Raw genomic sequence first — 18556 nt, forward strand, 5'->3', positions numbered from 1 at the left:
TCCTTAAAGTATCACGACCTCTGTTTTAAGCTCGGTGCCAAATTCCGCCTTTACGAGCTTTTGAGCCAGAGCTATCAGCGCAGTCGCGTCCTCAAAGGTCGCGTGATCAAAATTTATCAAAAAATTTGCGTGCTTTTCGCTAAATTTCGCCCCGCCTATCGCATGCCCCTTTAGCCCGACAGCCTCGATGAGCCGCCCGGCAAAATCGCCAGCAGGATTGATAAAACAGCTGCCAAAGCTCGCTCCACTTGGCTGATTTGCGCGTTTGGCGGCAAATTCATCCACAAGCGGCGCGTCAAAGCCATGTGAAATTTTAAATTTCGCCCCAAATATCGGCTCTTTTATACCGCTCGTGCGGTAGGCGAAATTTATCCGCTCTAGCTCGCGCCAGCCGTCTTTAAAGAGCACATGCGTGAGCGCGTCGCTTATGCTGCGCCCGCAAAGTCCGGCGTTCATCTTGACTAGCCCGCCAAGCGTGCCCGGGATGTTTCGCAACATCTCAAAGCCCGTTATATCGTACTTTTTTGCGTAGTTATAGATCGCGCCGCTCTTTGTCGCGCCGCCGATCTCGAGAGATTCGCCGTCTATTTTTATGTAGTCGAAATTTTCGCCCAGCATCGCTAGTTTTGGCGGATTTGGCGAGACGAGGATGTTGTTGCCGCCGCCTATGATCACTCTGTCATCAAAATTTTCATCGGTGAAATTTACGATCAAGACCTCGTGTATGCCGCCGATCTTGACGGAGCTGAATTTAGCAAAATCTATCTTCTTGATCACTGGATAAATTCCGGGATATAATCGATCATGCGCGTAGTAAATTCCACCATCATCGAGACCATCCACGGCATCAAAAATATTATCACGACGACGACTAGAATGATCTTTGGCACGAAGCTCAGAGTAGTCTCGTTTATCTGCGTGGTAGCCTGAAATATCGAGATGATAAGGCCTGCGATGAGCCCGCTTAAAAGCATCGGCAGGCTAAGATAGAGCGCGACCTTAAACGTCTCGATACCAAGGGCGACGAGCGTGCTTTGCATCAGCTAAACCTCGCGTCGTTGTATTCAGTCGGGATCAGGTAGTCGTGCGCGTCTATGGGCTGTGGGTAGAAGCCTTGATCGTAGCCTATCTCAAAGAGCCTATTTAGGGCCTTTAGCTGCGTCTCGTTCATGCTAATTGAGTCTTTATTGGCGTATAAATCGAGGTAAATTTTAAGCTTTTCTTTATCGACACGGATCAAATTTCGCTCCATCAACATGTGCGATAAAAACGGCTTGTGCGCTGTGGCGATAGCAACGGCCTTTGTCAGTACTCGCTCGCACTCTATCGCGTCAGTGAGCGGCAATGAACGGCGAAGCGCCATACCGCCAAGCGGAAGCGGTAAATTTTCGCCCGCGAGCTCGCGCCAGACGTCCCAGATCTCGCGCTCTACCTCGAGCTCGCTAGAAAAGCCTAAAATACTCTCGTGGATAAGCACGCCGGCATCGACCTCGCCGCTAAGCACGGCATTTTCGATCTCTAAGAAATTTTTATAAACGATACGCGCCTCGGGATATGCCGCGCGGAAAAGAAGGGCGTTTGTAGTATGAGCGCCAGAGAGTGCGACCTTGAAATTTCGTTTTAGATTTACGCCTCTTTTTTTGATGAGCTTTGGCCCGTAGCCCTCTCCAAAGCTGACGGCACACCTTAAAAGCGCGTAGTCATCGCTTATGAATGGATAGAGCGCAAAGCTGATCGCAGTGGCGGTGTAAGTGCCTTTTAGCGCCTCCTCGTTTAGCGTCTGGATGTCTAAAGCGTTGTTGGTAAATGATAAATTTTTACTGCCGACCCAGCCAAATTTTATAGCCATATACATGAAAATATCGTCTGCATCGGGCGAGTGGGCTACATCTATATGCTTTATATTTTTCAAATTTCATCCTTTAGGGGGATTATAGCCCAAAAATGCTTTATTTTTAAAAGGCTGTTTTTGCTTCGCTTCACTACTCAAGTGCTATTTGCGAATTCCTTGTCAGCAAAGTGCGGGGGCTAGTAGTCCAACATATAGCACGATTTTTACTTCACACTGTTCGCATTCTCTTGCTCTTAAAAATTAAAAATCAATATTTTGTCAAAACAGAGCCAAAATTTTAAAAAGAGCCTCTTAAAATCATCGGAATGAAATTTCAGCTATTCCTACCCGCACCCTTTAGCCGCTAAATTTAGCCCTTAAATTCTACTTTTTCCAGCCTCGAAGAGTGCAAAATTTTACGCCCGACCTTGGCCTCTTGCTTGCCGTTTAGCTCGACTAGATCGCCCGTAAAGCCACATCTGTTGTTTATGACGTTAAAGCTTCCCACCCCGTAAATATCGACCGGCGTATCATGCCTCTCAAAATCAGCTATCTTTTTAGGATCGAACCCCGAGCTAACGACGATCTTGACATATTTAAAGCCGTTACCATCAAGCGCCTTGCGCAGTGCAAAGATAAGTTGCTTGCAAACTCCATGCGGATCGAATCCGCCAGTGTCCTTGCCTTCAAAATATCTATCTATCAAATTTTTAGACGTATCGACCCTTACCGCTGCGAGCCTGTTCCCAAGCGCATTTGCCGCTTTTAGTGCGTCTGCTATCACGTCGTTGTTGTAATCAACCAGCGCCGTTACCTTTTCGTCAGGAAAGGTCTTTGCATAAAGCTCACATGCCTTTACGACATCGCCTCCGCACATTTGAATAAGCGCGTGAGGCATCGTGCCCATGCCCTTACCGCCCCACCAAAGTCCCTGCGCATCGGTAGAGACTCGGCTCACGCCGGCAACGTAAGTGGCGTATCCGTCGCCTATTTGCGTCGCTATGTCGTCTTGTCTGTCGGCCATGCTAAAGACGGCTTTATCGCCTGCGGCCGCTAAAATGTCATGCACGTTTGTAGCTACCGAGCTCCTACGCGTAAGGACGGCGTCTATGATATTTTCTAAAAAGCCGAAATTTTCATATTTGCCGCTGACCTTGAGCGCAGGTTCGTTTGCATTTATAATATCGCCGTCGTTTAACGCGAAAATTTCAAGCTCTTCAGGGTGCTTGGCAAATGTATGTAAAACCACGATGGCCTCATCTATGCCGCACAACATGATGTTGTCATTTCGCTGAAAAAACTGCATAGTGACATGCTGGTTTGGTAAATTTTCGCTGATTATCTTATTTATTTTCAAAAAATACTTGGCGGTGTAAAAGCCGTCGGCTATTTTGCTATCTAGCCTGAATGTTTGATTCGTGAGCCTCTTTATTTTCCCTTGTCGTTTCAACTCTATCTCATTTTGCATAATGGCTTCTTTTATATAGATTGTTTTATTAGATTTACACACAACACTTACACTAATTTTTTCACTAACAAATACCTAAAATATACTTAACCCCCCCCCACCTATTTCACTACTGCTTTATATCTATTCTATATCACCCTACCATCTTCTCTTTCATCTTTTTAGTCTTGCTCTTCGTATCTTCTTTTATGTCTTTACTTTTATCTTCTGCCTTACTCTTTATCTTTTCTTTGGTCTCTTTTACTTTATCTTTTTGCTTTTTAGCTTTTTCTTTTATGCTAGTATCTCCTGAGGTAGAAATATCTGATTTTAAATTTTCATATGTCTTGTCACCTATGCCATTTACTTTCTTTAGATCCTCTATGGAGTTGAATTTGTTTGCCTTCCTATACTCTATTATGGCATCTGCCTTAGAGCTTCCTATACCATCCAAGCTCATGAGCTCCTCTTTAGTAGCAGTGTTTAAATTTACAGCTGCCAACGCTAATGAAGCAGTAGCTATCAATGACAATAATACCTTGTTCATGTTTGTTCCTTTGATTTGAATTGAGGAGTGATTTTAGCATAGCAATCATAAATTTACATATAGAAGATAGGTGGATTTTATATTTTATGGATATTTTTATATTGTATGGATCAAATTTTTATAGTTTTATCATTTGAGTCAAGTTATTAAAGATCATGATTTATGAAAGAAAGTTTAGTATAAATAACAAAGCCCGCAGCGACCTACTTTTCCAACATCCCAGTAAGGGAGAGTATCATCAGCCATGACGAGCTTAGCTTCTTGGTTCGAGATGGAGCAAGGCGTTTCCTCGTCTGTATAGCCACGGGCAGTGTTAAATAAAAAATTGCTGCAGAATTTTAGTTTATACTTCGTTGTGCTTTACTACGAACTTCAGTCACATACTATATGTATGCTCCTTCGTTCTTGCTTCGTTCGCCTCGTCTAAACTAAAATTTCTTTGTAATTTAATCAATCTAGTTTTATTATACCAGGTTAGTTAAATTTAGAAATTTCTTGTTTAACACTGCTTTTATTGTTAAAAGTCAAAGCGATGTTTCAATGATAAAAACAAGGTCTTGTTCGGATATGAATTTAGATTAGAAATCTTATCAATTTTAATGCTAAACAATTTTAAGAACTATTTTTTCGCTAGGCGAGGCAGACGAGTAAAGACGAGGGAGCGTATGTTTTATACGTGACCGAAGTCTGAAACGAAGTCTAACGAAGCATAGTAGAAAAAATAGGAATTAAAATTTATCCTTAACAAGGAAGTGATGCTTATAAAGATAAGCAGACGAGCTATTAGTACTGGTCAGCTAAAGGACTTTCATCCATTACACACCCAGCCTATCGAACAATTAGTCTAATTGAGCTCTTAAAAGAAGATTCATCTTGGAGTTGGCTTCGAGCTTAGATGCTTTCAGCTCTTATCACATCCCAACTTAGCTACCGAGCGGTGCCCTTGGCAGGACAACTCGTACACCAGTGGTTGGTTCGACCCGGTCCTCTCGTACTAGGGTCAACTCTCCTCAATCTTCTTGCGCCCACGGCAGATAGGGACCGAACTGTCTCACGACGTTCTGAACCCAGCTCGCGTACCGCTTTAAATGGCGAACAGCCATACCCTTGGGACCTGCTCCAGCCCCAGGATGCGATGAGCCGACATCGAGGTGCCAAACCTCCCCGTCGATGTGAGCTCTTGGGGGAGATCAGCCTGTTATCCCCGGGGTACCTTTTATCCTTTGAGCGATGGCCCTTCCACACAGAACCACCGGATCACTAAGACCGACTTTCGTCTCTGCTTGACGTGTATGTCTTGCAGTTAAGCTGGCTTTTGCCTTTATACTCTACGAACGATTTCCAACCGTTCTGAGCCAACCTTTGTAAGCCTCCGTTACATTTTGGGAGGCGACCGCCCCAGTCAAACTACCCACCAGACATTGTCCTACATGAGGATAACTCATGCTAGTTAGCTATCAGAATAAAAAAGAGTGGTATCTCAACAATGGCTCATAATAAACTGGCGTCTATTACTCGAAGCCTCCCACCTATCCTGCACATCTTTATCCCAATAGCAGTGTCAAGCTGTAGTAAAGGTCCACGGGGTCTTTCCGTCTTGCCGCGGGTAGGAGGAATTTTCACCTCCACTACAATTTCACTGGATCCCTCTTCGAGACAGCTCCCATCTCGTTACGCCATTCATGCAGGTCGGTATTTAACCGACAAGGAATTTCGCTACCTTAGGACCGTTATAGTTACGGCCGCCGTTTACTCGGGCTTCGATCAAACGCTTCGCAGAGCTAACGTCATCAATTAACCTTCGAGCACCGGGCAGGCGTCACACCCTATACATCCACTTACGTGTTAGCAGAGTGCTGTGTTTTTGGTAAACAGTCGGGAGGGACTCTTTGTTGTAACCTTCAATGCTTACGGAGTAAATCCTTCACAAAGTTAGGCACACCTTATACCGAAGATACGGTGCTATTTTGCAGAGTTCCTTGAAGAGAGTTCTTCCACGCGCCTTAGAATACTCATCCCACCCACCTGTGTCGGTTTACGGTACGGGCAACTATAACTAAACTTAGAAACTTTTCTTGGCTCGATGGTATCAAGGATTCACTATCCATTCCGAAGAACTTCAAATGCCTGTGGGGTCTTGGATAAAGAAATTCGGATTTGCCTGAATTTCAACCTACACCTTTCGACCAGCACTTCCATCCGCTGGCTCCTCTAACCTTAAGCGTCCTTCCATCGCACATCATAGTTGGCATTGGAATATTAACCAATTTTCCATCGCATACCCCTTTCGGACTTTGCTTAGGACCCGGCTAACCCTACGATGACGAGCATCGCGTAGGAAACCTTGGGTTTACGGCGTTAATGATTCTCACATTAATTATCGCTACTCATGCCTGCATGCTCACTTGCATCCGCTCCAGCGCTCCTTACCGGTACACCTTCAATGCTGAATGCAACGCTCTCCTACCACTTGCACTTAATTCTAACTACTTTTAGTAAACTATTTTCTCATAATTTAACTCACAAAGTTCATTAAATTATGAGAAACATAACTTAAAACCTTGTGTAAAATTTTTATAGTTAAAATTAAGTGCAAGTCTAAAGCTTCGGTACTCATTTTAGCCCCGTTATATTTTCCGCGCAAAATCACTAGACCAGTGAGCTATTACGCTTTCTTTAAAGGATGGCTGCTTCTAAGCCAACCTCCTGGTTGTTTCAGTAACTTCACATCGTTTTCCACTTAAATGAGATTTAGGGACCTTAGCTGTTAGTCTGGGTTGTTCCCCTCTCGACGACGGATTTTATCACTCGCCGCCTGACTGCCATGATTACACTATAAGTATTCGGAGTTTGATAGGGTTTGGTACATTGGTGTATGCCCTAGCCCATTCAGTGCTCTACCCCTTATAGCTACTACATGACGCTATACCTAAATATATTTCGGAGAGAACCAGCTATCACGATGTTTGATTGGCCTTTCACCCCTATCCACAAGTCATCCCATAGCTTTTCAACGCTAGCGGGTTCGGTCCTCCACTGGTTCTTACACCAGTTTCAACCTGCTCATGGATAGATCACATCGTTTCGGGTCTGCAGCATCTGACTAAACGCCCTATTAAGACTCGCTTTCGCTACGGCTCCGGGTTTCCTTAACCTCGCCAGACACCACAACTCGCAGGCTCATTATGCAAAAGGCAGTCCATCACCCTGATAAATCATAGGGCTCTGAATGATTGTAAGCAAATGGTTTCAGGTTCTATTTCACTCTGATCACCTCAGTTCTTTTCACCTTTCCCTCACGGTACTTGTGCACTATCGGTCTAGTAGTAGTATTTAGGGTTGGATAGTGGTCTACCCAGCTTCAGACAGAATATCACGTGTTCCGCCCTACTCAGGATACTGCTAAGTAAAATAAAGCTTTCATATACGGGAGTATCACCCTCTATGCTTGACCTTTCCAGATCATTCTATTAGCTAAATTTAGTCTATGTTACAGTCCTACAACCCCACTAGTAAACTAGTGGTTTGCCCTCTTACGCGTTCGCTCGCCGCTACTAGCGTAATCTCGTTTGATTTCTTTTCCTGAGGGTACTAAGATGTTTCAATTCCCCTCGTTCGCTCCATTACGGTAACTAATATCTCTATTAGTTGGGTCGCCCCATTCAGAAATTCCCGGATCAAAGCCCCTTGACGGCTCCCCGAGACTTATCGCAGCCTGGCACGTCTTTCATCGCCTCTACTAGCCAAGGCATCCACCACTTGCTCTTAGTAGCTTACCTTTTTTAACTTCTCGCAAGAGCAAAGCTCTTGCTCCGACAAGGAGTGCAAGCACTCCCTTGACCCACCTAAAGCACACCGCTTCTTTCGGAAGCGCCGTATATTTTAAAATTAGATCACTCTAAAATTTAAGTTTAGATGGTATCGGTTAAAAGAAGTCATTAGTATATTTATATATTCTAATTCGCATCACTTCCTTGTTAAAGATAACTTTTAGTTACTGCATTTAAACTCTATCCTCCAAGACGGAAAGCATTAACTATATATGGATAAGTTTTAATTTAGCTCCATATAATTGTGATGTTAAACTTTTGCATTATTAAATGCAAAGAGATTAGAGATTTAAATCTTTAACAAGTCCTGTAAAATTGTTTTTATTAAAACTTGCTTGTGACTCTTAACAATGATAAATAAAAGAACTTAGACCATGACAAAGTCTAAACAAAGAATTTAGGATCAACCAAACTCTTTGTTTGGGCTTTTATCTTTTATACTCAGTTAAACTATAAGCGAGCTAATGCTTAAAAGCTAAATTTCAATAATGGTGGGCCTAACAAGACTTGAACTTGTGACCTCACCCTTATCAGGGGTGCACTCTAACCAGCTGAGCTATAGGCCCTCTTGCTTTCTCTTTTAGCTTTATAGTGCGTCAAATCTCCGCTTTAGCTTCGTCACATACTTTTATGTATGCTCCTTGCCTCATTGAGATTTTCCTTCTCTAAAGCTAAAATAGTTCGCATATCTTATGTTTCTTTTTAACTTATACTTCGTCAGCTTTTTGCGAAACCTTCGTCACGTATATCCGATACGCTCCTTAATTTCTTAAAAGCTTTCTCGTCTAAGCTAAAAATAAATCATAAATACTATTTATTTACAACCACAATGATAAATCATCGTCCATTTATAAATGGTGGAGAATAGCGGGATCGAACCGCTGACCTCCTGCGTGCAAAGCAGGCGCTCTCCCAGCTGAGCTAATTCCCCATGCTATCCTTTACTTCGCAGACAAATAAAAATTTATCTTTGCGACAAGGAGTGCAAACACTCCCTTGACCCACCTAAAATTACAAAGATTTATTTCAAAATTTATTTGTCATAAATCATAAATTTAGGTTTTTGCCTAGGTAGTTAAGGAACTAGATAATTATTATTTATTAGCCGTCAATCTTTCAAAACTAAACAAGGTCGATTGAGTAGATTATCTATAACAATAATCTAAATTTTCCTTTGACGAATATCTTGTGAGAGAATATTCATTGTACTCTAGAAAGGAGGTGATCCAACCGCAGGTTCTCCTACGGTTACCTTGTTACGACTTCACCCCAGTCGCTGATTCCACTGTGGACCATAACCGGTTTGGTATTTGGGCTTCGAGTGAAATCAACTCCCATGGTGTGACGGGCGGTGAGTACAAGACCCGGGAACGTATTCACCGTAGCATGGCTGATCTACGATTACTAGCGATTCCGGCTTCATGGAGTCGAGTTGCAGACTCCAATCCGAACTGGGACGTATTTTATAGATTTGCTCCATCTCGCGATATTGCGTCTCATTGTATACGCCATTGTAGCACGTGTGTCGCCCCGGACATAAGGGCCATGATGACTTGACGTCGTCCACACCTTCCTCCTCCTTGCGAAGGCAGTCTCATTAGAGTGCTCGGCCGAACCGTTAGCAACTAATGACGTGGGTTGCGCTCGTTGCGGGACTTAACCCAACATCTCACGACACGAGCTGACGACAGCCGTGCAGCACCTGTCTTAACATTTCTGCAAGCAGACACTCTTCTATCTCTAGATGATTTGTTAGATATCAAGTCCGGGTAAGGTTCTTCGCGTATCTTCGAATTAAACCACATGCTCCACCGCTTGTGCGGGTCCCCGTCTATTCCTTTGAGTTTTAATCTTGCGACCGTACTCCCCAGGCGGTATACTTAATCCGTTAGGTGCATTACTGCCAAGACTAGCTCAGCAACAACTAGTATACATCGTTTAGGGCGTGGACTACCAGGGTATCTAATCCTGTTTGCTCCCCACGCTTTCACGCATTAGCGTCAGTTGAGTTCCAGCAGATCGCCTTCGCAATGGGTATTCCTGGTGATCTCTACGGATTTTACCCCTACACCACCAATTCCATCTACCTCTCCCTCACTCTAGATTATCAGTTTCTCAAGCAGTTCAATGGTTAAGCCATTGGATTTCACAAGAGACTTGATAATCCGCCTACGCGTCCTTTACGCCCAGTGATTCCGAGTAACGCTTGCACCCTCCGTATTACCGCGGCTGCTGGCACGGAGTTAGCCGGTGCTTATTCCTTGGGTACCGTCAAATTTCTTCCCCAAGAAAAGGAGTTTACGCTCCGAAAAGTGTCATCCTCCACGCGGCGTTGCTGCTTCAGGGTTTCCCCCATTGAGCAATATTCCCTACTGCTGCCTCCCGTAGGAGTCTGGACCGTGTCTCAGTTCCAGTGTGACTGATCATCCTCTCAGACCAGTTACGCGTCATAGCCTTGGTAAGCCATTACCTTACCAACTAGCTGATACGATATAGCCTCATCCCATAGCGAGAAACCCTATATATTATTTACTTCGCAGACGAACAAAGTCCGTCTTTGCGACAAGGAGCTACGCTCCCTTGACCCACCTAAAGCACACCGCAACTTTCGGTTGCGCCGTAGGTATTTGATAAATAAACAATATATAGGGTTCGACTTTCCCATTTATACTTATATATAAATGGAGTATGGAGTATTAGCAGTCGTTTCCAACTGTTGTCCTCCACTATGGGGCAGATTAGCTATACATTACTCACCCGTGCGCCACTAACTCATAAGAGCAAGCTCTTACTTGTCCGTTCGACTTGCATGTATTAGGCACGCCGCCAGCGTTCACTCTGAGCCAGGATCAAACTCTCCATATTTACTTCGCAGAAAGGCAAAGCCTTTCCTTGCGACAAGGAGCTACGCTCCCTTGACCCACCTAAAGACTGCAACACTCCTTGCTTCGCAAGTCGTTATTGCATAAGTAAGGTTTGACACTTACTTAGATAATGTCTAAGTGGTTTTTGATATATGAAGTTTTTAATCTAAAAACTTTTGTTTTTTATTTTTTAATACATCTTTATCTATTACAAAGAAAAGATGATTTAGTTTTTGATCCGCTGATTACTTTCCAAAGAAAGCCTAAAAGCAGATCGGCTCAATCGATCACTTGTTTAGATTTCAAAGATTGACTAATAGTTTAACAATGGTAGGTTAAAGAACAAACGATAAAAAAGAAAAGGCTTTATTAACAAGGAAGTTAAAGATGGCTTCTTAAATCGTGAGCTGGAATTATATACAAGGCAAGCTTAAAGGATGTTGAAAAACGGGGGAAATTTAGAGGAAAATTTTGAAATTTAAAAAAATAGAAGGACGATATCCTTCTACTACTAAATTTATTTTACAGCCACCACTTCTATCTCCACGAGGGCGTTTTTAGGTAGTGTTTTTATAGCGACCGTGCTTCTCGCCGGAAACGGCTCGCTAAAATGCTTGGCATAAATTTCATTTACCTTTGCAAAGTCGTTCATATTGGCTAAAAATATCGTAGTCTTTACCACGTTTTCAAAGCCAAGTCCGGCCTCAGCCAGGATATTTTTGATATTTTGCATCGATTGTTCGGCTTGAGCTTCGACGTTGCTGCCTGTAAATTCACCACCAGGGCTCACACCAAGCTGGCCCGAAACAAATAAAAACCCGTTTGCCAAAATCGCTTGCGAATACGGCCCTATCGCCTTTGGAGCGTTGGTCGTAGAGATAGCTTTTTTCATATTTTTCCTTAAATTTAAATTTCGCAAATCCTACTACAAATTTAAACCTCTGTCAATAACAGCCCTCTTTAAATTTGATATAATTTCATCAAAATGGCTCTCAAATGCCGTAAAATCACATAAATTTAGGACTAAATTTGAAGCTGACCCTTGCGCCGAACGAATTTTTAGACGATTACGTTTTGGGCTGCGAATTTGCCAAAAACGCTGAAATTTCATCAAACGCCTATCTCTTTTGGAAAGGCGTAGTTTCAGCGAAATTTGAAAATTCTCGTATCGTATTTTTGCACCGCAAAAGCATACCGTCTAAATTTACAAAAGCCCTAAACACTTGCACCGCACTTAACGGCCTCGTGCTTACGGGCGTGTTTTGCTCGTTTACGACGTTAGCGCCCTCTCATTTGGTCAAGAAAAACGGCTCAAAGCTTTACGAACTCTTTGAATTTCACGAAATTTGCGGGATAAAATTTATAAATTTAAAGAAATTTTATGATGATCTGGGGCTAGCGTACTCCTACCGTATCTACATCGAAAAATGTAAATTCTTCTCGCCAGCCCCGTTTGAAAAGCGCATCAAACTGACCGATACGCTTTGTTTGGGATATTATTAGATCTTTCTATACGGCGCCTGTCCGACTTCGTAAAAGCTGTTGCCCTCGCTATCAATAGCCACGATCGCCGGGAAGTCCTCCACCGTGAGCCTAGCCACGGCCTCGGGACCAAGCTCGGGATACGCTAAAACTTCGTATTTTTTGATACTTTGGCTGATCAGCGCTCCCGCCCCACCGATAGCGACCATATACACGCAGCCTGATTTTTTCATCGCATCTACGACCGCATCGGATCGGTAGCCCTTGCCTATCATGCCGTTTATGCCGACCTCGTTTATCATAGTTGGAGTGTATTTATCCATCCTACCACTCGTCGTTGGTCCTGCTGCGCCGATGGCTTGCCCCGGTTTTGCAGGGGTCGGACCCAAATAGTAGATAGTCTCGCCGGCTAAATCTACGGGCAGTTCCTCGCCTCTGGCCAAGGTCTGCGTCAGCGCTTTATGCGCGGCGTCTCTGGCTGCTATGATAGTGCCTGAGATAAGCACGTTATCACCGGCTTTTAGGCTCTTTACCACGTTTTTATCAAATGGTGCGGTTACTCTTTTTGCTTCTGACATCGTTTTACCTTTTCGTTAAATTTCAATATCGGCGTGGCGTGCTGCGTGGCAGTTGATATTTACGGCGACAGGAAGCCCTGCGATATGCGTCGGATACCACTCTACATTTACTTTTACGGCGGTGCTGTCTCCGCCCAGTCCTTGCGGTCCTACACCGGTTTTACAGGCAAGCTCCAAAAGCTCGTCCTCCAGCTTTGCGTAGCGCTCGTCTGCATTATGACTATCCACGGAGCGCACGGCAGCTTGCTTGGCTAAAAGCGCGGCCTTATCCATAGTGCCGCCTATGCCTACGCCTATGACCATCGGCGGACAGGCGTTTGGTCCCGCGTATTTGACGGCTTCTAAAAACACCTTTTTCACGCCCTCTATGCCATCAGCCGGCACCAGCATCTTAAGGACGGATTTGTTTTCACTGCCAAAGCCTTTAGGCGCTACTTTTATCTTCAGTTTATCGCCTTTTACTATGCGCGCATGGATGATCGCAGGAGTGTTGTCGGTAGTATTTTTTCTCTCAAAAAGCGGCTCGGCGACGACTGATTTTCTTAGATATCCACCGATATAGCCGTCTGCGACGCCTTCGTTTATCGCATCCTCTAAGTATCCGCCCTCGATATGCACATCCTGTCCGATCTCAACGAAAACTACCGCCATACCGGTATCTTGACATATCGGAGCCACGCCCTCGGCGGCAAGGTCGGCATTTTTCAAAATTTTACCCAAGATGTCCCTACCCATAGGAGAAGTCTCGTTTTTTTGAGCCTTATTAAAGGCCTCTCTCATATCTGAGGTCACGATATAACAGGCTTTTTTACAAAGCTCGCTCACGGCCTCTTTGATCTGTTTGGTTTGGATCGTTCTCATTCGTCCTCCTTAAATTTAGATCTTTAATTATACGAATTATATTTAAATTTTAAGATTAAAAATTACAATTCTACCCAGCGCGGCTATTTTCTTGCTATATTTTTAAGTCGGTAGATGAAATTTACGATACAAATATATATAATTGCACTAAAGTAAGATAAAGGAGAAGCCATGAAAAAGATCGCCATAGTGATGATCGTAGCGATATTTGCGGTATTTACGCAAGCAGCGGAAAAGAAATACAAGCTTAAACTGGCGACTACATACGAGAGCAATGTCCCGGTATTAGGCGATGCTCCTAAAAAATTCAAAAAACTGATCGAGGATATGAGTGACGGACTCATCGAGGTTCGCATCGACTATCCGTCCAAGCATAAAGCTCAGTTTTCGATACTAGACCTCGTAAAAAACGGACAATACGACATCGGCTACACAGCGGGCTATTTTTATAAGGGCAAAGACGCTAAGCTCATGCTCTTTACGACCGTGCCCTTTGGCATGAACTCATCCGAGCAGCACGCATGGTATAGCTACGGCGGCGGCAAGGAATTTGCACGTAAAATTTACGGCTCTTACAACATCGTGCCCTTTAACGGCGGAAGCTTTGGCATGCAAATGGGCGGCTGGTTCAAAAAAGAGATCAAGACGCTTAGCGACCTAAAGGGGCTGAAATTTCGTATCCCGGGCCTTGGCGGCGAGATAATGGCAAAATTGGGCGCAAACATCAACACCGTCCCGATAGGCGAGCTATATATGGCGCTCGAGATGGGCACGATAGATGCGGTCGAGTGGGTCTCACCGGCGATAGATATAAATTTTGGCTTTGAAAAGGTGGCGAAATTTTACTACACCGGCTGGCAAGAGCCTGCGAGCGAAAATGAATTTTATGTCAATAAAAATCTCTTCGAGAGCTTGCCAAAGGACTTGCAGCTCATCATAGAAAGTGCGACCAAAGTCGTAGCAGCCGATGTTTATGACGCAAGCTACTATCAAAATTCCATCATGCTTGATAAGATAGCAAAAGAGCATCCGGATGTAAAGATCCTCTCCTTTCCGCCTGAAATTTTAAGCGCTCTAAGAGCCGCTACGGATGAAATTTTAGACGAACTGTCCGCAAAGGATGGCGAATTTAAAGAAATTTTAGACTCGCAAAGGAATTTCATGAAGCTAAGCAGAAAATGGACTGAAATTTCAGACTATGCTTATATAAAAAGCACTGACAGATGATCCGGCGCTCGCAAAAGTGTCCCCTTAAAGCAAGGGCGTTCGCATCTGCGCTAGGTCACTCACGGAGTAAATAAGATCAGCGCTTTTTAAAACACAGCCAAAATAAATTTCGCTATACTTTCATAAATTTTCTTAAAGGACTGATATGAACGCTTTTGCCGTTTTCATCGTTGTTGCAGTAGTTCTTGTGTTTGCTATCACAGGCATTTATAACTCTCTTGTAGGCAAGAAAAATCAAATGCTAAACATCGAAGCCGGCGTAGATGCACAGCTAAAAAGGCGCTACGATCTGCTACCAAATTTAGTCTCGGCCGCAAAGGAGTATCTCTCCCACGAAAGAGGCCTGCTCGAGGCTATCACCGCACTTCGATCAAGCGCTCAAAACGCTCGCACCAGCGAGGAAAAATTTGACCTTAATAACCGGCTTTCGCAGCTCTTAAACGGACTAAAGGTAACGATAGAAAACTACCCCGACCTAAAGGCAAATCAAAACATCTTACACATCCAAAGTACGCTAAGCGAGATCGAGGAGCAAATTTCAGCCGCTCGCCGCGCCTACAACTCATCCGTGGAGGTTTATAACAACGCCATAGAGATGTTTCCTTCAAACCTGATCGCCAACTCCTTCGGCTTTAAAAAAGCGGCGTTTTTCGATATCCCGGACGACCAAAGCGCCGCACCAGACATAGGCAAAATGTTCAAATCCTAGGCGACAAGCAGGAGGCGACATGGACAGGCAGCCAGAGCGCAATCTAAAAAGGCGTTTGGCGTTTTTAAATATCCAAGACAAACCCATAAACCTCAATAAAGCTTGGCGATGCTAAAAAAAGCACTCATACTTCTTTTTTTGATATTTGTAGCTACGATAGTGACGATATCCGTAGCAGTATATAGCCAAAATGCCGCACGATTCATATTTGATTTTAATGATCACATGCCTGAAATCATCATGGTATCTTTTATCGTGGCTTTGATAGCAAAAAATTTAGGCGTATTTGAGTCAAAGAAAAAGCCCCAAACTGCGGTAAATTTAGACATAGACGCGGCAAATATCATAAATGACGCCGAGCTGGCCACGCTTGAAAAGCAAAGGCAAGAGCTGAACAAACTCATCAAAAAGGCTACTTTCATTTCGATTGTCGTAGCAGGCTGCATCGCAGCGGCTATGTCTAAATTTTTTGATATATTTTGGGGCATAGCCTCCAGCTTTATGGCCTATGGTCTCGTATATGCTGTGATGACCAGCGCCAAGATGAGGGAATTTTCCTCAAATTTCAAGACAAAGATCACAAAAAGCATAGTCAGGGATTTTGGCCTAAGCTACAACGAGAGAGGCTCTCTTGGCATAAATGACTTTTTTGAAATTTACGACTGCGAGGTAGATGAATACTACGGCGAGGATCTAATCAGCGGCGAAGTAGAGGGCGTGAATGTGAAATTTAGCGATTTTTGCGCCATAGACATCGTAAAAACTCAAAAAAATACGCGAAGGATCACGAGATTTGAGGGGATATTATTCGCGGCTGATTTTAACAAAAGGCTAAACTCCGTGACCTACATCTGTCACAAAGACTCCTCGTATCTGATAAAAGACGGCGAGCGAGCTAAAATGGACAACGTGGAATTTGAAAAGTTTTATGACGTTTATACGAGCGATCAGATAAACGCCAGATACGCGCTCACGCCAAATTTGATGCAGCAGATCTTAGCCTTGCAGGCGGGCTTTGACTGCCCGGTCAATATCGTGCTGTCTAAAAGCAAAATTTTAATGGCAATCGACAAACGCGAAAACAGCTTCGAGCCCGACCTCGACGTCCCGCTCACGGATAACGGCGCGATAAGAGGCTACATCGCAGAGATAGCATCCTTTGTCGCCATCGTCAAAGAGCTAAATCTAAACCGCAAAATTTGGGAAATTTAGCGCGTAAATTTGAAAGGTAGGTTTTGAACGGCAAATCGAAAAACGATCTTGAAATTTGGCTTGGCATCGCAGCTATCGTGCTATCATGCACGCTTAGCTTCGTAAGCTTTTGGCCGCTTAAAGATGAAATTTTAAAAGGCGAGATGGACTTTACCTTTATCGTCCAAAACCTACTGCCGTTTGCGCTTTTATGCTTTGTCTGCTTTAAATTCCTACCTAAAATTTTAGTCGCTTTCAAGTCCCCCAAACGCCCTAAAATCAACACCAACATTTTAAATTTCAAGATACCAAAAAGCCTAAACGTGCTTGAGATAAAGCGCAGGATACTGGTAAAAAAGATAACGGACTTTAAGATAAAATTTATCCCTCTAGCCCTGATAATAGGGCTACTCATAGCTCACTACATATCGCTCATCTACGGCGTCGTCTGCGCGGGGCTGCTTTATCTGGGACTTTGGGCGATCTTATTAGGCGAAAAGAAACGTGCGTTCGTAAATGAGTTCAAACACGAGGTCATAACGAGAGTCGCCGCGCATTTTGGGCTAAGATACGACCCTGCAGGCTCTCTTGGCTTGGCGGAGTTTTTTATGATCTATGACTGCAGCGTCGATGAATACTACGGCGAGGATCTAATCAGCGGCGAGATAGAGGGCGTGAATGTGAAATTTAGCGATTTTTGCGCGCTGATGGAGGTAAAGACCAAAAACCATACCACCAAAGTCCCGCAGTTTCAGGGCGTTTTATTTGTAGCCGACTTCAATAAAAAACTCGCCCACACGACCAGAGTCTATCACGTAAAATCAAAAAATTTAGCCCATGAGGGGCGACGGGCAAATATGGACAACGTGAAATTTGAAAGGCTTTTTGATGTTTACTCCACCGATCAAATAGCCGCCAGATACGTTCTCACGCCTGCGATGATGGAGCGTATCTTAGGACTTGAAGCGAGATTCAACGCCCCTATCGATCTCGTTTTCACACAAAACAAAATTTTCATCGCGGTCGAGACATGGACGGACGGCTTTGAGCCAAACATCGATCTAAGCCTCATAAAAAGCCAAACACTGAGCCTTTACATGAGCCAGATACAAGACTTTGCGGACATCGTAAAAGAGCTAAAGCTAAATCAAAAAATTTGGATATGAGGCGAGAGTGAAATTCGCTCGCCTCGCTTTTTAAATCAAGTCCTGAATTTATTTAAATTCGCATTTAGACTCTCGGTCATGTCGCTAAGATGAGTCGCTGCACTTGCGATCTCCTCGACGCTTCTAGCGTTTTGCTGCGAGAGGGCATCAACGTTTTCGATGCTTTTTATCACGTTTTTGATATTTGCGCTAGTGTTTATATAGTCCTTAGCCGCATGCTCGCTCATCGCCAAGGTCTCGCTCATCAGCGCATTCATATCAGATACCTTGTTCTCTATCTGTCCAGAAACTTTAATCAGATCTTGCGCTCTTTTGGCGTTCTCGCCTATCTGATCGCTAGAAGTCGAGATCTCTTGGACGATCAAATTTATAGTCGCGTTTATCTCCGTTAGACTCTTTTGAGTTCGCTCGGCAAGCTGCCTAACCTCATCAGCCACGACGGCAAATCCCTTGCCGTGATCGCCCGCACGCGCCGCCTCGATAGCGGCGTTAAGAGCTAGCAGGTTCGTCTGATCGGCGATATCGTTTATCACGTTTAGTATGCCGCGCACGTTTTCGGTATCTTGCGTCAAATTTCGCATCTTCTCGGCCAGCTCTATCTCGGTTTGCGCTGCGGAGTTGATGTCATGTCCTAGTCCTAAAACGGCGTCTGCGACCTCTTTGATGAAAAGCCCTGTCTTTTCTAAATTTTGCCTGCTGGCGTTCGTCTCTTCGAGTGAATCTTTTATCTCATCGCCGATTTGCTGCGCTTTTTGCGTAGTTTGCGCGATGATCTTGGTCGAGTCCTCTACACGCTTGCCGGTTTGCACCGAGGTGGAGGAGA

Annotated in this window: 13 protein-coding genes, 2 tRNA genes, 3 rRNA genes and 1 pseudogene; 5 read left to right on the top strand and 14 right to left on the bottom strand. The window is 44.1% G+C overall.

Translation table 11 applies throughout. The features are described from left to right. Positions 1 to 3: 3 nt before the first annotated feature. From CCVT_RS08565 to CCVT_RS08615, 11 genes are all read right to left on the bottom strand, one after another. The gene (locus CCVT_RS08565; protein WP_018135913.1) at positions 4 to 777 is read right to left on the bottom strand and encodes a UDP-N-acetylmuramate dehydrogenase; all 774 of its coding nucleotides are present in this window, start codon (positions 775 to 777) and stop codon (positions 4 to 6) included. Next, complete coding sequence (fliQ, locus tag CCVT_RS08570) at positions 774 to 1043, bottom strand: flagellar biosynthesis protein FliQ (protein WP_026175387.1); 270 nt, start codon at positions 1041 to 1043, stop codon at positions 774 to 776. Before fliQ ends, CCVT_RS08565 begins: the two co-directional genes overlap by 4 nt. Continuing rightward, complete coding sequence (locus tag CCVT_RS08575) at positions 1040 to 1912, bottom strand: menaquinone biosynthesis family protein (protein WP_018135912.1); 873 nt, start codon at positions 1910 to 1912, stop codon at positions 1040 to 1042. The genes fliQ and CCVT_RS08575 overlap by 4 nt, the downstream gene beginning before the upstream one ends. Positions 1913 to 2201: 289 nt before the next feature. After that, a complete protein-coding gene (locus CCVT_RS08580) occupies positions 2202 to 3299 on the bottom strand; it encodes a nicotinate phosphoribosyltransferase (RefSeq protein WP_018135911.1) in 1098 nt (365 codons plus the stop codon). Positions 3300 to 3432: 133 nt separating this feature from the next. Continuing rightward, positions 3433 to 3825, bottom strand: coding sequence for a ComEA family DNA-binding protein (locus CCVT_RS10140; RefSeq protein WP_169765189.1), 393 nt, complete (start codon positions 3823 to 3825; stop codon positions 3433 to 3435). A gap of 190 nt (positions 3826 to 4015) precedes the next feature. After that, a 5S ribosomal RNA gene (gene rrf, locus CCVT_RS08590) occupies positions 4016 to 4134 on the bottom strand. A 454-nt stretch (positions 4135 to 4588) separates the two neighbouring features. Further along, positions 4589 to 7604: ribosomal RNA gene (locus CCVT_RS08595) — 23S ribosomal RNA — on the bottom strand. A gap of 540 nt (positions 7605 to 8144) precedes the next feature. Continuing rightward, positions 8145 to 8221: transfer RNA gene (locus CCVT_RS08600), tRNA-Ile, on the bottom strand. A gap of 289 nt (positions 8222 to 8510) precedes the next feature. Further along, a tRNA-Ala gene (locus CCVT_RS08605) sits at positions 8511 to 8586 on the bottom strand. 283 nt (positions 8587 to 8869) lie between these two features. Continuing rightward, positions 8870 to 10520: ribosomal RNA gene (locus CCVT_RS08610) — 16S ribosomal RNA — on the bottom strand. Together the 16S, 23S and 5S rRNA genes with 2 tRNA genes alongside form the textbook arrangement of a ribosomal RNA operon. Positions 10521 to 11036: 516 nt before the next feature. After that, positions 11037 to 11411: a RidA family protein gene (locus tag CCVT_RS08615; protein ID WP_026175527.1), complete on the bottom strand. Its 375-nt coding sequence runs from the start codon at positions 11409 to 11411 to the stop codon at positions 11037 to 11039. A gap of 137 nt (positions 11412 to 11548) precedes the next feature. On the opposite strand from CCVT_RS08615, the gene CCVT_RS08620 reads away from it, so the two are divergent. Continuing rightward, positions 11549 to 12022: a hypothetical protein gene (locus CCVT_RS08620; RefSeq protein ID WP_018137037.1), complete on the top strand. Its 474-nt coding sequence runs from the start codon at positions 11549 to 11551 to the stop codon at positions 12020 to 12022. On the opposite strand, the gene CCVT_RS08625 is transcribed toward CCVT_RS08620, so the two are convergent. Further along, positions 12019 to 12579: a Fe-S-containing hydro-lyase gene (locus CCVT_RS08625; RefSeq protein ID WP_018137038.1), complete on the bottom strand. Its 561-nt coding sequence runs from the start codon at positions 12577 to 12579 to the stop codon at positions 12019 to 12021. The genes CCVT_RS08620 and CCVT_RS08625 overlap by 4 nt on opposite strands. A 15-nt stretch (positions 12580 to 12594) precedes the next feature. After that, complete coding sequence (locus tag CCVT_RS08630) at positions 12595 to 13440, bottom strand: fumarate hydratase (protein WP_018137039.1); 846 nt, start codon at positions 13438 to 13440, stop codon at positions 12595 to 12597. Between the two features lie 171 nt (positions 13441 to 13611). Between CCVT_RS08630 and CCVT_RS08635 the strand changes: the two genes are divergently transcribed. From CCVT_RS08635 to CCVT_RS08650, 4 genes are all read left to right on the top strand, one after another. Beyond that, positions 13612 to 14667, top strand: a complete 1056-nt coding sequence (locus tag CCVT_RS08635; protein ID WP_018137040.1) for a TRAP transporter substrate-binding protein — start codon at positions 13612 to 13614, stop codon at positions 14665 to 14667. 145 nt (positions 14668 to 14812) lie between these two features. Beyond that, entirely contained in the window at positions 14813 to 15376 is a 564-nt protein-coding gene (locus tag CCVT_RS08640) for a LemA family protein (protein ID WP_018137041.1), read from the top strand. A gap of 108 nt (positions 15377 to 15484) precedes the next feature. Beyond that, a complete protein-coding gene (locus CCVT_RS08645) occupies positions 15485 to 16588 on the top strand; it encodes a DUF3137 domain-containing protein (RefSeq protein WP_018137043.1) in 1104 nt (367 codons plus the stop codon). 23 nt (positions 16589 to 16611) lie between these two features. Further along, the gene (locus tag CCVT_RS08650) at positions 16612 to 17733 is read left to right on the top strand and encodes a DUF3137 domain-containing protein (RefSeq protein ID WP_018137044.1); all 1122 of its coding nucleotides are present in this window, start codon (positions 16612 to 16614) and stop codon (positions 17731 to 17733) included. A gap of 320 nt (positions 17734 to 18053) precedes the next feature. Here CCVT_RS08650 and CCVT_RS10170 read toward each other — a convergent pair. Next, positions 18054 to 18275: pseudogene (locus CCVT_RS10170) on the bottom strand (methyl-accepting chemotaxis protein); the annotation flags it as partial. Positions 18276 to 18556: the final 281 nt, after the last annotated feature.

This window comes from Campylobacter curvus (genome assembly GCF_013372125.1).
Lineage (GTDB): Bacteria > Campylobacterota > Campylobacteria > Campylobacterales > Campylobacteraceae > Campylobacter_A > Campylobacter_A curvus.

What these genes read in the sequence shown, in the direction of transcription:
- CCVT_RS08580 (WP_018135911.1), bottom strand. Translation starts at nt 3,299, where the DNA reads ATGCAAAATGAGATAGAGTTGAAACGACAAGGGAAAATAAAGAGGCTC.
- CCVT_RS10140 (WP_169765189.1), bottom strand. Translation starts at nt 3,825, where the DNA reads ATGAACAAGGTATTATTGTCATTGATAGCTACTGCTTCATTAGCGTTG.
- CCVT_RS08615 (WP_026175527.1), bottom strand. Translation starts at nt 11,411, where the DNA reads ATGAAAAAAGCTATCTCTACGACCAACGCTCCAAAGGCGATAGGGCCG.
- CCVT_RS08625 (WP_018137038.1), bottom strand. Translation starts at nt 12,579, where the DNA reads ATGTCAGAAGCAAAAAGAGTAACCGCACCATTTGATAAAAACGTGGTA.
- CCVT_RS08630 (WP_018137039.1), bottom strand. Translation starts at nt 13,440, where the DNA reads ATGAGAACGATCCAAACCAAACAGATCAAAGAGGCCGTGAGCGAGCTT.
- CCVT_RS08635 (WP_018137040.1), top strand. Translation starts at nt 13,612, where the DNA reads ATGAAAAAGATCGCCATAGTGATGATCGTAGCGATATTTGCGGTATTT.
- CCVT_RS08640 (WP_018137041.1), top strand. Translation starts at nt 14,813, where the DNA reads ATGAACGCTTTTGCCGTTTTCATCGTTGTTGCAGTAGTTCTTGTGTTT.
- CCVT_RS08645 (WP_018137043.1), top strand. Translation starts at nt 15,485, where the DNA reads ATGCTAAAAAAAGCACTCATACTTCTTTTTTTGATATTTGTAGCTACG.